Genomic DNA, 14,668 nt, shown 5'->3' with positions numbered 1-14,668 from the left:
ATTTTCATTGATCATTGCTTCTGAATTCAATATAACATATTCGCAATCAGGTCTGAAAATCCTTGCCGCTCTCCCCATGCTGACGGATTCGGTATATGCCCGGCGGCACGGAGCAGTAATGTTTGAACGCCCGCGTGAACGAGTACAAGTTCGGATATCCGAGCGTAAGCGCGATTTCGGTAATCGGCAGAGGCGTTTCCCGCAACAGCCGTTTCGCCTTCTCCATGCGAATCTTGATCATGTATCCGACCGGAGAGACGCCTACTTGTTTCGTAAATACTGTGGAGAAGTAAGTGCGGCTGACGCCCGCCAACGCGGCGACCTGTTGAACCGAAATGCCTTCGGTCGCGTGAAGCTCCATATATGCCATGCATTCCCGGATCCAATCATGCGGCTCGGCTCCGCGCGGATGTCCGGCATCGTCGGCGAGCATGGAGAACAGCCTGTACAACAAGCTTCGCAGCCCAAGCGAAACGGAAGGCGCGGGAGCGGGCGATACGGCGCTTCTTATTAAACGCAATAGGGAATCAAGAGTCTCCCTGACCCCGCGATCGATCGCTTGTTCCACGTATGGCGCCTGTTGCCGGAATCCGGCCAGTTCCAGCAAACGATCCGCTTCATCCCCGTCGATCGCCAGCCAGCACATCCGCAGCGTCTCGGTTCCCGGAATTTCACGGTACGTATAGGTTTGTTCCGGATAGAGGCAGAATATATCCCCCTTCCGCAGCGTCTTCTGCATGCCGCCATGTTCCAGCAGCACTTCGCCGTCGTAAACAAAATGCATACTGTAGCACTCAATGCTCTTAGGCCCGACGCAATAGCCGGGCTTCGCGGCATTTCGGCCTGCGCGCACCGGCCAAACCGGCCCGTCGGTATCGATTTTGCCTGGCGTATAGTATAGAAATTCGGCAAACTCATTCCCGTATTCCTTCAAGGATTTTCCCTCCCGCCGATTCGAGTCTTTCTACTTCTCAAGATACCAGATACCTGACAAAATGACAAACGATTCGTACATCATGCCATTTTCGGATATAGGGCGGTCATGTATGATGAACGTAAAGGAGGCGAATCGCTCATGAAGAAACCTAACATTTTGCTTATTACGAGCGACCAACAGCATTGGAATACGATCGGCGCGTTCAACAGCGAAATTTCCACGCCGAATTTGGATCGATTAGTCCGCGAAGGTACGACGTTCACCCGCGCGTATTGCCCGAATCCGACGTGCACGCCCAGCCGCGCGTCCATCATTACCGGCATGTACCCGAGCCAGCACGGAGCCTGGACGCTCGGCACCAAGCTGCTCGAAGACCGTCATTGCGTCGGGGAAGATTTTCAACAGAACGGCTACAAGACCGCGTTGATCGGGAAGGCGCATTTTCAACCGCTGCGGTCTACCGAACAATATCCTTCGCTGGAGTCCTATCCGATCTTGCAGGACTTGGATTTCTGGAAAACATTCAACGGCCCGTTCTACGGCTTCGATCATGTGGAACTGGCCCGAAACCATACGAACGAAGCCCATGTCGGCCAGCATTACGCTCTATGGATGGAGGAAAAGGGTTGCGCCAATTGGCGGGACTATTTTTTGCCCCCGACGGGAACGTTGGACCCGGGCAAGACGTACCATTGGGACATCCCCGAACAATATCATTACAACACCTGGATTGCGGAGCGGACGAATGCGCTGCTTGAACAATATAAGGAAGGGGGAGAGAGCTTCTTTTTATGGTCGAGCTTCTTCGATCCTCATCCCGAATATTTGGCGCCCGAACCTTGGGATTCCATGTACGATCCGGACAAGCTCACCATCCCGTCGGCGGTGCCGGGAGAACATGACAAGAATCCGCCCCATTTCGCGATGACGCAGGAAGAGCATCCCGACTTCTCGCATCTTATGGAGAGCGGTTACGGCATTCATGGGTACCGGTCCCATCATTATTACGAGTACGGCAATAAATTCAGGCTCACGGATTACGATAAGAAAAAGCTGGTGGCCGTCTATTACGGGATGATCAGCATGATGGACAAATATATCGGCCAAATTCTCGCTAAGCTGGACGCGCTCGGACTGGCTGACAATACGATCGTCGTCTTTACGACGGACCACGGGCACTTCTTCGGCCAGCACGGTTTGCAAGCCAAAGGAGGCTTCCATTACGAAGATTTGATCAAGCTGCCGTTCATCGTGCGTTATCCGGGACATGTCCCCGCGGGGCGCGTATCCGGAGCCATTCAATCTTTGGTCGATCTGGCCCCTACCTTCTTGTCCGTATGCGGCATTGACGCGCCTTGCGGGATGACGGGAATCGACCAACGGGAAGTTTGGTTCGGAACGAAAGAGAAAGCGAGAGACCATGCGATCTGCGAATTCCGCCACGAAGCGACGACCATCCATCAGAAAACGTATGTGGACGAAAGGTACAAAATAACGGTATATTACAATCAAACGTACGGCGAACTGTTCGACCTTCAGGAAGATCCGCAGGAAATGAACAACTTGTGGGGCGACCCGGCGCATGCGGAGTTAAAGTCGGCCTTGCTGTTGAAATACGTCTGGGCGGAACTGGGCAAAGAGCCTGTGCCGATGCCGAGAATTTGGCACGCGTAAATTTGCGCATCGGACGGCAAAAGTGTTACATTTGGCAATAAGAAAGAAAGAAGATCCACCCGCATATATTGTTCATAAAGCGTTATTTCCGGCATTGCGCTTTTGTTAGCGCATGACGGCGACTGGGGGGATGCGGGTGAAAGGGAAGGCGATTATCGTTACAGGCGGTTCCAGCGGTATGGGCAAGGCGATGGCGGCGTGTTTCGCGCAAGCGGGAGCGCTCGTCGCCATTACCGGCAGAACCGCTTCGAAGCTGGAAGAGGCGAAGCGGGAAATGGAAGCGTTTCCGGGGCAGGTGCTTGCCGTTCCGATGGACGTGCGCCGCCCGGATCAAGTGCAGCATATGGTGGATGCCGCCGCGGCCGCGTTCGGGCGCATCGATGCGCTGGTGAACAATGCCGCCGGCAATTTCATATGCGCGGCGGAGGATTTGTCGGTGAACGGATGGAATGCGGTCGTCGACATCGTCTTGAACGGTACGTTCTATTGCAGTTCGGCGGTGGGGAAATATTGGATCGCGAACGGCATTCGCGGCAGCATCCTCAATATGGTAGCCACTTATGCATGGGATGCCGGCCCCGGAGTCGTTCACTCGGCCAGCGCCAAAGCGGGCGTTCTCGCTATGACGCGTACGCTCGCGGTCGAATGGGGGCGCAAATACGGCATCCGCGTTAACGCGATCGCGCCGGGGTTGATCGAGCGCACCGGCGGCGCCGAGAAGCTGGTGCTGTCGGAAGCGTCGGCGCGGCGCGCGGTAGAGAGCGTACCCCTCGGGCGTCTCGGCACGCCGGAGGAAATCGCCGGTTTGGCGGCGTATTTATTATCAGACGAGGCCTCTTATATTAACGGCGCATGCGTGACGATGGACGGAGGACAGTCGCTGCATCAAACATTTTTGTAGAGGTGATAGGATGAAGGCGGGATATATTCTAGCGATCGACCAAGGCACCACCAGTTCGCGCGCCCTGCTGTTCGACCGGCGGGGCGACATTGTCGGCATGGCTCAGCAGGAATTTAAGCAGCATTTTCCGAAGCCGGGTTGGGTCGAGCATGATGCCAATGAAATATGGGTTACCGTGTTGGGCGTGATTACGGCTGTGCTTGCGAAGACGAACGTCGGTGCGGACGAGGTGGCCGCGATCGGCATCGCGAATCAGCGCGAAACGGCGGTCGTATGGGACCGCAGTACGGGAACGCCGATCTATCATGCGATCGTCTGGCAATCGCGCCAAACGGCGGATATATGCGATCGGTTAAGGGCGGACGGCTATGAGCCGCTTTTTCGCGAACGGACGGGCTTGCTGATCGACCCGTATTTTTCCGGAACGAAGGTCAAGTGGATATTGGATCATGTGGACGGCGCGCGCGCCCGGGCGGAACGGGGCGAGCTCTGCTTCGGCACGATCGATACGTGGCTCATCTGGAAGCTTACCGGCGGAGAAGCGCATGTGACCGATTATTCCAACGCCTCGCGCACGCTCATGTACAATATTCACGATTTGCAATGGGACGACGAACTGCTGCGGATTTTGGACGTGCCGAAATCGATGCTCCCGGATGTGCGCTCTTCGTCGGAAATATACGGCATGACGCAGTCCTATCATTTCTTCGGCCGCTCGGTCCCGATTGCGGGAGCGGCGGGAGACCAGCAAGCGGCTTTGTTCGGGCAAGCGTGCTTTGAACCCGGAATGGCCAAGAACACATACGGCACAGGCTGCTTTATGCTGCTTAACACCGGTACGCAAGCGATCGCGTCGAAGCACGGCCTGCTCACGACGATTGCCTGGGGGTTCGGCGGCAAGGTGGAATACGCGCTGGAAGGCAGCGTGTTCGTGGCCGGATCGGCCGTGCAATGGCTGCGGGACGGGATGAGAATGTTCAAGTCGGCCAAGGACAGCGAAGCGTATGCGGCAAGAGTCGATTCGACCGAAGGCGTATATGTCGTCCCCGCTTTCGTCGGGCTCGGCACGCCGTATTGGGACAGCGAAGTCCGGGGAGCGGTGTTCGGTTTGACCCGCGGCACGACGAAGGAGCATTTTATTCGCGCTACGCTGGAATCGCTGGCCTATCAGACGAAGGATGTGATTATGGCGATGGAGGAAGATTCGGGGATTACGCTTAGCGCGCTGCGCGTTGACGGCGGCGCGGTGGCGAACGACTTCCTCATGCAGTTCCAAAGCGATTTGCTCGGGGTCAATGTGGAGCGGCCTGTCATGAACGAAACGACGGCGCTCGGCGCCGCTTATTTGGCCGGACTTGCCGTCGGCTTCTGGGAAAACCGCGACGTGATCGCCCAGCAATGCCAGATCGAGCGTACGTTCTCCAGGGCCATGGATGGAGAGCGAAGCGCTGCGTTGTACAGAGGATGGAAGAAGGCGGTGCGCGCGGCGATGGCGTTTAAATGACAAGACGTGGGCTAATCCCCAAAGTTCTCTGATTTTGCGTTCATTTGGACAGAAATAAATGGATTTCTGCAGTTGCGCGGGCGAAACTAGCCCAAATCTCCATTTGTAAATGGATTTTTGCAGTTACATATGTGCGGAACAACAAAACCGACTGGGTGCAGCGGGATAAGCATACGCTCCCCCGTGTCCCGGCAAGTTGAAAAAAGCCAAGCAGTATTTTTACCTGCATGGCTTTTTTTCGTCCGGGTCTTGCGGCGGTATAGCGCTTATTCCACCGTCACGAGCACTTTCGTTTTCTTGCCTCCGAAGCTGACCGTGATCGTCGCTTTGCCTTTGCCTGTCGCTTTAATGATGCCGTCCTTCACGTCGGCTACCGTAATTTTGCTCGAGGTCCAAAGCGCCGGCTTCGAGACGTCGATATCGGTGCCGTCCATATAAGTAGCCGTTGCCGTTACTTGTACGGTCGTGCCCTTCTTCATCGTAAGGGCGACTTCATCGGTTTTTAAATATTTCAACGTGTCCACATCGACCGGAATCGTAATCGATTTATTGCCGTATTTGGCGGTTACGTTCGTTTTGCCGTAGCCTTTCGCGGTAATCGCTCCATTGTTGACATCGACGATTTTGTAGTTGCTTGCTTTCCAGTCCGCGTCGGCGGTGACGTCTTTCACGCTTCCGTCGCTAAACGTGACGGTGATTTTCACTTGCGCCTTTTCCCCTGATTTGAGGGAAAGAATGCGGTGGCTCGTTTCCAGCTTTTGAAGAATATCGACCTCTACCGGAATCGACACCGATTTGCCGCCGTACTTGGCGGTAATCGTCGCTTTCCCGCTGTCGTAGGCCGTGACGAGGCCTTTATTGACATCTGCCACTTTCGGGGAGCTCGACTTCCATTCCGCTTCGCCCGTCACGTCGATCGGCTTGCCGGAAGAGTCCGTCGCGGTTAATGTAATAGTTTTCGTGCCGCCTGTATTTAAATTGATAAAGCGCACGTCCGCTTCCAGCTTGTCGGCCAAGCCGATTTCCACCTTCACGGTAACCGATTTGCCGCCGAATTTGGCGGTAACGGTAGCCGTTCCGTTATCCAAAGCGGTAACCAGCCCTTTATCGACCGAAAGCACCTTGTCCGAGCTGACGCTCCACTCGGCTTTTTCCGCTACCGCTTCCTCATATTCGTCATATACGGCGATCAGATTGATTCGGTACTCTTCGTTTTTCTGCAAAGCGAGCGATTTCGGATCGGCCGTCAATTTGCTCGGAATATCGACCGATACCTTTACCGAAGCCGTTTTGCCGCCATAGCTGGCCGTAATTGTCGCTTCGCCCGATTTATATGCGGACGCCCGTCCGCCGTTCACATAGACGATATCTTCCTTGTTCGAAGTCCATTGGGCTTTGCCGGCAATCATTTCCGTCGAACCGTTGGCGTAAGTGGCCTGCAAGGCGAGATCGACGTCTTGATTCACTTTCATGGAGATCGACTCTACCGCAACGCTGCTTCCGCCGTTATCCTTGAGTATTTCCAGACGGCGGGGAATCTCGACATCGACGTTGACGGTAATCGATTTATCGCCGTATTTGGCCGTAATGACCGCAGCGCCCGAAGAGTATGCGCTAATCTCTCCTTTGGAAACGTAGGCGATGCTTTCGTTGCTGGAGCTCCATTCGGCCTGCGCCGTAATATCATCTTCTCTTCCATCCGGATAAGTTGCCGTTAACGTAACCTTCTCCGGCGTTTGGTTTACACGCATGAATATGTTTTGCTTATCGACATCCAGCTTGCGGGTGTTGTCGACATCGACTTTGATCGTTGCCGTCTTGGTGCCGTATTTGGCGGTGATCGTCGCCTTTCCGGGACCGTATGCCGTAATTTCGCCTTTAATGATGTCCGCTACTTTCTCGTTGTCCGAGGACCATTCCGCTTCAGCCGCTACGTTCTTCGTATCGCCGTCGGGATAAATCGCCGTCAGCTCCACCGTTTCCGACTTCGCGGGACCTGCCATCAGCAAGGAAACTTGCGATTTGCTCGGCTCCAGTCTCTTGACGATTTCAACGGTGATAGGAACGGTAACGGTTTGCTTGCCGTACTTCGCCGTAATCGTTGCGGATCCGGGGCTGAGCGCCGTGACCGATCCGTTGACGACGGTAGCGATCGAAGCGTTGTCGATCGACCATTCCGCTTTGTCCGAGACAAGCTCCGTCGAATTATCGGTATATGTGGCCGTCAGCGCAATATCCGCTTTGCTCTGCGTTCCTCCAAGCCGAAGATCGAGGCTTTGCTTGTCTTTGGTTAACGATTTGACCTTCTTGGTAACGGTAACTTTCACGGTCTGCGGCATTTCCTTGTAAGTGGCGATAATGATCGCCGTTCCTTCGCTCTTGGCCGTGATCGTACCCGCGTATACGCTCGCTATTTGTTTGGAATCCTCGTCGCTTGTCCAATCGGCTTTGATCGTGACGTCTTCCGTTTTGCCGTTCGCGTAAACAGCCGTCGCCGAGAGGGATTGCGTGTCTCCGATCTCCAATGACACTTCATTTTTCGATAAAACCAGTTTAGATAGATCCGAATCGGCCGCGAAAGCCATTCCGGAATTGCCAGCACATAAAAAGACTGCTAAAATAATGGCAATAATTTTTGGGAACTTCAACTTTACGATTCCTCCTTCTGCAATTCTGGCGCCTTCTTCAATAGTTGAACTCTATAATGGTTATCGGTATGATTGTAATAAAAATGAATAGGACTTTAGAGATAAAAGTTGTCCGCCCAAGCGGTCGGGTACACGGATAACTTCTACAGAAAGGTTGATATCGGTGGAGAATAAACCTGCAGCATCCAATTTTATTAAAAATATCGTCATCGACGATTTGAAATCCGGCAAAGTCGATCAAATCGTCACCCGGTTTCCGCCCGAACCTAACGGCTATTTGCATATCGGGCACGCGAAATCAATCTGGCTCAATTTCGAACTCGCCGATGAATTTCGAGGAAAGACGAATTTGCGTTTCGACGATACGAATCCGCTGAAGGAAGATACGGAATTCGTACAAGCGATCAAGGAAGACGTCCGTTGGCTCGGGTTCGAGTGGGACGGGCTGTTCTTCGCTTCGGATTATTTTGAGGAAATGTATAACAGAGCGATTCTGCTGATCAAAAAAGGAAAGGCATACGTGGACGATTCGACGGCCGATCAAATTCGGGAAATGCGCGGCACGCTGACGGAGCCGGGACAGAACAGCCCGTACCGCGATCGTTCGCCTGAGGAGAATCTGGACCTGTTCGCGCGCATGCGCGCGGGAGAATTCCCGGACGGTTCCAAGGTGCTCCGCGCCAAAATCGACATGTCCTCGCCGAACATTAATATGCGCGATCCGGTGCTGTACCGCATCGTGCATGCGACGCATCACAATACGGGCGACCAATGGTGCATTTATCCGATGTACGCCTATGCGCATCCTCTGGAAGACGCGATCGAGGGAGTAACGCATTCGATCTGCACGCTGGAGTTCGAGGACCAACGTCCATTGTACGACTGGGTCGTAGCGGAATGCGAAATGGAACATGTGCCGCATCAATACGAGTTCGGGCGGTTAAGTTTATTGAACACGGTCACGAGCAAAAGAAAGCTGAAGCTGTTGGTGGACGAAGGATTCGTGGACGGTTGGGACGACCCGCGCATGCCGACGATTTCTGGCTTGCGCCGCCGCGGATTTACGCCGAAGTCGATTCGCGATTTCTGCCGCGAGACGGGGGTATCGCGCGGTACCGGGGCGGTCGACCCGAAGATGCTCGATCACTATATCCGCGAAGATTTGAAGCTGGCCGCGCCGCGCACGATGGCGGTGCTTAGACCGCTCAAGGTGGTCATTACGAACTATCCGGAAGGCCAAACGGAAATGCTGGAAGCGGAGAACAATACGGAAAACCCGGAAATGGGCGTGCGCCAAATCCCTTTCTCGCGCGAAATCTATATCGAGCAGGACGATTTCATGGAAAACCCGCCGAGCAAATATTTCCGCTTGTTCCCCGGCAACGAGGTGAGATTGAAGAACGCCTACTTCATTCGCTGCAACGATGTGATCAAGGACGCGGACGGCAATGTAGTCGAGCTTCATTGCACGTACGATCCGGAGACGAAGAGCGGCAGCGGCTTTACGGGACGCAAAGTGAAGGGCACGATACATTGGGTCGACGCATCGCAGGCGATTCCGGCGGAATTCCGCTTATACGAGCCTTTGATCTTGGATGAGGAAGAAGAGGAAGAGGGCGGATCTTTCCTGGATCGCGTCAATCCGAATTCGCTCGAGATCGTACAAGGATTCGTCGAGCCGAACATGAAAGACGCCGAGCCGCACGATAAATTTCAATTTTTCCGCCACGGCTATTTCAATGTCGATCCGAAGTACAGCTCTCCCGGCAAGCCGGTATTCAATCTGATCGTTTCGCTGAAAAGCTCGTTCGAAGTGAAAAAATAAGCAAAACAGGCCGTGAGGCCTGTTTTTTTACGCATGGCGCGCGTTGTGCCGGTCATTTACCGATCGGCCGGCGCAGCGGTGAAACGATGAAGCCGCGGGCCGGCTCCGGCGGGCGGGGCAAGTACGGTTCACCGCTGCGCGGAGACCGGGATTTATCATGTACAAAATACAACATTTCGTTCTCTCTGCATATAACCATGATGCCGATGTTGCAGGTTTTACAACATGCCGGGGTTAGAACGGGCCATCTCGCCATTTTCCTGGCGATATTGTTGTACAAAGTGCAACATAACGGTCCATTTTACCCCCTCGCCCCCTAAAATGTTGTATTCTTTACAACTTGTGCAGCAGCCCTATGCCGGGAAAACGATCTGTTAGACCTGATTGATTCCGGGTTAGCCGCCGGAAGTATGTTTCCACCCTCCGCTAGCATGCTTCCACCCGCCGGAAGTATGCTTCCATCCATCGGACGTATGCTTCCATCCTCCGGGGTTGCCATGCCATCCAACTGAACCGGGATGCCACCCGCAAGAACCTCCATGCCACCCTCCATGCCATCCGCCATGATGATGGGCGCCTCCCCCCATATGATGCGGATGGTGATGCATGCAATGAGAATGGTGATAGTGATGAACCACATGATGATGGTGATGATGATAGTGTTTGCCCGGATGATCTTGATGACTCGACAATGCGAATCGCTCCTTTCGATTTGTTATGACTAGCGTATTCGCCGACGCATTCCGATGATGCTTGCCCATGCCCGTTTGGGTGCGAATTTGGGCGTTGGCCGAGTCGGCGAGGCGGATGGCGGGAGACCTCCTTGGTCGTCGCAAGCTGCTCAATTCGCACGGAGAGATGCCGAAACGGTTGAACCAGGGGTAAACTATTTCCTTCCAAATTCCGATATCTGTATATAAGAATGGAAATTTCGCCTGCTCGATACCTGCTCCTGCTACAAGACAAGGCGCGGTTTCCCTAGGAAGGAGGTTCTACAATGGATATGATCATGTCGTCGTTGCAAAGCCTTGCCCGTTCGGCAAGTTTGCCCGATACCGGCGGAGGCGGAGAACTCGCGCAAATCGACAGACAAATCAGACAATTGCAAAAGCGGAGAATGACAGTTTCCAAAGAAATGGCGGAAGTCGCAACCAGCGATGCCTCGCCGGACGAAAAAAAAGAGAGACTCGCAATGCTCAGCAAAGAAATGGCGATGATCGACGCCCAAATCAACATGCTGATGAACAGAAAGAAGCAGATTCTGGAGGATAAGCAAAGACCGAAGGAGAACTCGCCGGATCGTGCATCCGACAATCTTATGGAAACGCTTGAGCCGCAGCAGTCGCTTCACGATGCCAAAGTAACGATCGACATAAGAATATAACAGAGAAACGGACGCTTCATAGGCCGGCGAACAATGCCCCGCGCATGCTCTCCCGGCCTTTTCCCATTGCCTTCTCTTCCCGCCGATCACCGCATGCTTCTTAACTCGGAAGGCGAGATGCCGAAATGCTTCTTGAATTGCCGGTAAAAATAACTCGCATCGACATACCCGACCCGCTGCGCGATGTCGCTTGTCGTAAGTCTCGTATTCATGAGCAGCTTTTTGGCCGTTTCCATCCGGAACTTGTTTAAGTAATCCGAGAAAGCGACATTCGTTTCTTTTTTGAACAATTGGCCCAGGTAGCCCGGAGATATGCGGAAGGCTTGTCCCAGCGTCTTTAAGGAAAGCTCCTCCGCGTAATGATCGCTTATATGCTGGAGCACTTGCCTGACGACAGGGCTCAGCTTTCCGTCCTCTTCGGCCATGCAATCGACAGCCGCCCCGGCGATATATTTGACATGTTCGTTCAATTGCTCGAGCGTCCGCACTTTGAACAATTTGGAGAATAGCTGCTTGTAATCGTTAGAAATCAATTCATTGCTCATGTTCATATCTTTGGCGAAATGTTTCGCGCGAATCATCATCTCGATCGCCGCGTTATGGATTTGCGACGGCGTTGCCGTGCCGGGGACCGATAGCCGACGGAACAGCGCATCGATCCATGCCAGGACGGCGTCTTTGTCCTTGGCCAGGAGCAGCTTCTCGTAAGTCTGCAAATCGATCCGGGCGGCGGCCGAATCGGCGGCGCCATGCAGAAGACCGTAATCGAGCCATTCTTCGTCGTGGTTGACCAAATCGTATTCCTGCATGTTCTTGGCACTGTCATAACTGCGGCTTACGTTGGCGAAGGAAGGCTCCGTGCTTCCTGTCGTGGCAATGATCCGCACCTTCCACAACCGTTCCATATCGGTTCGAAGTTGCCGAATCAACCGGTAGCGCGGCGCTTGCTCCGGATGGGGAGACTGCGAAGCGGCTATGATGACGATATCTCCGTCGGCGTCGCAAAAACAGACGCATTCCCCGCCGTCCCCGATCGTTTCCCGGCAATATTGATACATGGCCGCGATGACCCGGTCTTTGCGGAACAGGTAAGGCGGCAAGGCGGAGGGATCGGGAACGCCGGCCCATCCCGGCTTGTCGTTGGAGCCTGTTTCGTAATCGCCGGTTCCGGCGTTAATTCCGGCTGTCGTGCTCGGCTCCGCGAACATGTCTGCAAAGACGGGCTTCATCGTGAAGACGGTGTAGTAAGGAGCGGCGATCGGAAAGCCGAGCAATTTCGAACGGTCTTTGAGCTCCGGCGCGCCGATGCCGCCCGTTACCCAGCGGTACAAAATATTGTCGCGCAGCACGTCGAAACGGCTTTGGCCGATCCATTCCTTGCGCAGCGCGTCGTCGAGCTTGCGAACGGTATTTTTGACCGTTTCCTTCAGTTCTTCCACATTGATCGGTTTCAACAAATAGTTTTCGATGCCGAGCGTAATTCCTTGTTTCACATAATCGAACTCATGATAGCCGCTTAATATTATAAATTTCATTTGCGGGTTCAGCTTCTTCATTTCGCGGATCAATTCCAATCCGTTCATGACGGGCATCGTAATATCCGTAATGAGAATGTCGGCAGGCTTCGATTTCAGCGCTTCCAAAGCTTGCCGTCCGTCCTCGGCCTGGCCGGCGATCTCCAAATGGAACTGTTCCCACTCGATCGCATAAGGCAAGCCTTCCAAAATAAAAGGTTCGTCGTCAACGATAAATACTTTGTACATGCAGGGAACCTCCTCAATGTTTATAGGCTGCTGCGGCAATCTCGGTTTCGGGAGCTTTCATCGCCGGCAATATCATCGTTACGGACGTGCCGGACCCGAGCCGGCTATCGATCCGCAAGCCGTACCGTTCGCCGAACATCGTCTTTAGTCTTTCGTGAACGTTCGTCAACCCGATCGACTTGGACGAATGCGGATCCCGCCGCTCCAGCATGCGCCGAATCTGTTCCAGCTTCTCCGGCGCGATTCCGTTTCCGTTATCCCGAACCGTAATGCATAGATCTTGTCCCGCCAATTCCGCCGCGATCGAGATCAGATTATCGTCGCGCTTTAACCGGATGCCATGCATAATGTAGTTCTCGACGATAGGCTGCAGCGTCAGCTTGACGATCGGCCGCTCGGCCAGTTCCGGTTCGATCTCGACGTGATAAGAAAATTTATACTTATGGCGAATGCGGAACAAATCGAGATACCGCTTGCAGTATTCGATTTCGTCCGACAAGGAGATCACCGTGCCGCTCTTAATCGAATATTGGAGCAATGTGCCCAGAATATAGATCATATCGCTGACATCGTGGGCTTTCTTGGCAATGGCCCGCATTCGTATCGCTTCGAGCGTGTTGTACAGAAAATGCGGCTTGATCTGCGCCTGAAAGGCGACCAGTTCCGCCTGCTTCTTCGTAATTTCCGAGGCGTAAACCCGGTCGATATATTCGGACAAATCCGCGCACATTTGATTGAAACGGGTGGAAATTTCGAATAGCTCGTCTTCTTTTTCCATCGGAATGCGAACCGTCAAATCGCCGTTTTGCAGCTTCTTCATCGCTTGAATAATCGTTTTGGTCCGTCTGGAGAAATGTTTGATCGTAAAAAAAGTAATCGAAAGCGCGGCCAGGGTGCAGAGCGAGGTCGTCAGGATGAGCGTGTTTTTCAGCCCGTTGTCCGCGCCGCGGACTTCCGATTCGGGCATAATGCCTGCAATGAGAAACCCGGAATTGTTGGAGGCGTTCACGTTGACATAGGAAGGCTCCTCCATCGGCTTTTTGCCGTCGGCCGTATGAAGCTCGGACCAGTAGGGGTATTTCCCCCCGTAATACCGGTTCGACGAATCGAACAACACTTGTCCGTCTTTCGTTAATACGACGATATATCCTTTGATTTCCCGGCCCATATTGCGGAACGACTTGAACATGCCGTTGATATCGTAATTGATCACCAGATTGCCTACGTTTTGCTGGGTGGACGGATCGTTAATGGCGCTGACGGTCGTCAAGACATGATTGTTTTGCACGATGGCTTGCAGGCCTTGCATTTCTTCGGTTTGCATAAACCGCGGCGGCCCCGCGGCGCTGCCGGGCGGTGCGAACACGCCGGCTCCTTGCTCGAACGGATAGTATCTTTGGTATTCGTTCGGTTTCATAATGTACGCGAACTTTTTGGAGTTGCTGTACAGCAAGATGCTGTGAATATCGGGATCGTCGTCCATGCGGAAGCGGAAAAACGTGTTCATGTTCCGCGCTTTCGTATCCGCGCTTTTGGCGTAGCGGTCCAAACGGTAGCTGATATACGGGCCGAAGTCGTGCTCAAGAAAATAGAGGACGTCGTCCAGCATCGTTTTTTCCAGGTAAAGCTGCTGCATCACCTGCAACGAGTCCACATATTTCGCATCCAGATATCCCCCGACATGCTCCAGAACTTGTTTGTTGAAATCCAGGTCGTTGCGTATGGAGGTATCGGCGAAATATTTGAATACGAACACGGATAAGGACGCTAAGGAAAGAATTGTAATGCCGGAGTAAATAATTAAAATTTTGTTGAACAGTTTTCGTTTCCAATGCGTTCGGTACAATTCGGCGATGTTGAACATGCAACCAACTCCTGTCCCAATTCGCTTCAAGAGACGATGCCTGCCAGCGGGCAAGCTCATTTTCTACATGCATGTTACGAGGTTAGTAATAGAATAACATGAAGAACCTAAACTTTTCCAAAAATATTTAATTAGTGCAGCAAATCATTAATTTCGCAACTTTTCCGC

At 53.3% G+C, this 14,668-nt stretch carries 9 protein-coding genes; 5 read left to right on the top strand and 4 right to left on the bottom strand.

Annotated features, from left to right (window positions below):
* Nucleotides 1-46: 46 nt before the first annotated feature.
* Entirely contained in the window at nt 47-934 is an 888-nt protein-coding gene (locus tag LQ229_RS03085) for an AraC family transcriptional regulator (protein WP_216537398.1), read from the bottom strand.
* Between the two features lie 141 nt (nt 935-1,075).
* On the opposite strand from LQ229_RS03085, the gene LQ229_RS03080 reads away from it, so the two are divergent.
* From LQ229_RS03080 to glpK, 3 genes are all read left to right on the top strand, one after another.
* Nucleotides 1,076-2,611, top strand: coding sequence for a sulfatase-like hydrolase/transferase (locus LQ229_RS03080; RefSeq protein WP_216537399.1), 1,536 nt, complete (start codon nt 1,076-1,078; stop codon nt 2,609-2,611).
* Nucleotides 2,612-2,747: 136 nt separating this feature from the next.
* Nucleotides 2,748-3,512 carry a 2,4-dienoyl-CoA reductase gene (gene fadH / locus LQ229_RS03075; RefSeq protein WP_216537400.1) on the top strand — a complete coding sequence of 255 codons (765 nt, stop codon included), beginning with the start codon at nt 2,748-2,750 and terminating at the stop codon, nt 3,510-3,512.
* A gap of 10 nt (nt 3,513-3,522) precedes the next feature.
* Entirely contained in the window at nt 3,523-5,016 is a 1,494-nt protein-coding gene (gene glpK, locus LQ229_RS03070) for a glycerol kinase GlpK (RefSeq protein WP_216537401.1), read from the top strand.
* A 266-nt stretch (nt 5,017-5,282) separates the two neighbouring features.
* On the opposite strand, the gene LQ229_RS03065 is transcribed toward glpK, so the two are convergent.
* Nucleotides 5,283-7,664, bottom strand: a complete 2,382-nt coding sequence (locus LQ229_RS03065; protein WP_230190929.1) for an Ig-like domain-containing protein — start codon at nt 7,662-7,664, stop codon at nt 5,283-5,285.
* A gap of 163 nt (nt 7,665-7,827) precedes the next feature.
* Here LQ229_RS03065 and LQ229_RS03060 point away from each other — a divergent pair, with 163 nt between their 5' ends.
* Together LQ229_RS03060 and LQ229_RS03055 are read left to right on the top strand one after the other, a co-directional pair.
* On the top strand, nt 7,828-9,489 hold the full coding sequence (locus LQ229_RS03060) for a glutamine--tRNA ligase/YqeY domain fusion protein (RefSeq protein WP_230190928.1): 1,662 nt from the start codon (nt 7,828-7,830) through the stop codon (nt 9,487-9,489).
* Between the two features lie 997 nt (nt 9,490-10,486).
* Nucleotides 10,487-10,873, top strand: coding sequence for a FlxA-like family protein (locus LQ229_RS03055; RefSeq protein ID WP_216537405.1), 387 nt, complete (start codon nt 10,487-10,489; stop codon nt 10,871-10,873).
* Nucleotides 10,874-10,959: 86 nt separating this feature from the next.
* Here LQ229_RS03055 and LQ229_RS03050 read toward each other — a convergent pair whose 3' ends face one another.
* Nucleotides 10,960-12,636, bottom strand: coding sequence for a response regulator transcription factor (locus LQ229_RS03050; protein WP_230190927.1), 1,677 nt, complete (start codon nt 12,634-12,636; stop codon nt 10,960-10,962).
* Nucleotides 12,637-12,649: 13 nt separating this feature from the next.
* Nucleotides 12,650-14,500: a histidine kinase gene (locus LQ229_RS03045; protein WP_230190926.1), complete on the bottom strand. Its 1,851-nt coding sequence runs from the start codon at nt 14,498-14,500 to the stop codon at nt 12,650-12,652.
* Nucleotides 14,501-14,668: the final 168 nt, after the last annotated feature.

The organism is Paenibacillus sp. CECT 9249, assembly GCF_918697855.1.
In the GTDB taxonomy this organism is placed as follows: domain Bacteria; phylum Bacillota; class Bacilli; order Paenibacillales; family Paenibacillaceae; genus MSJ-34.
This window is presented reverse-complemented; position numbering and strand designations above follow the sequence as displayed.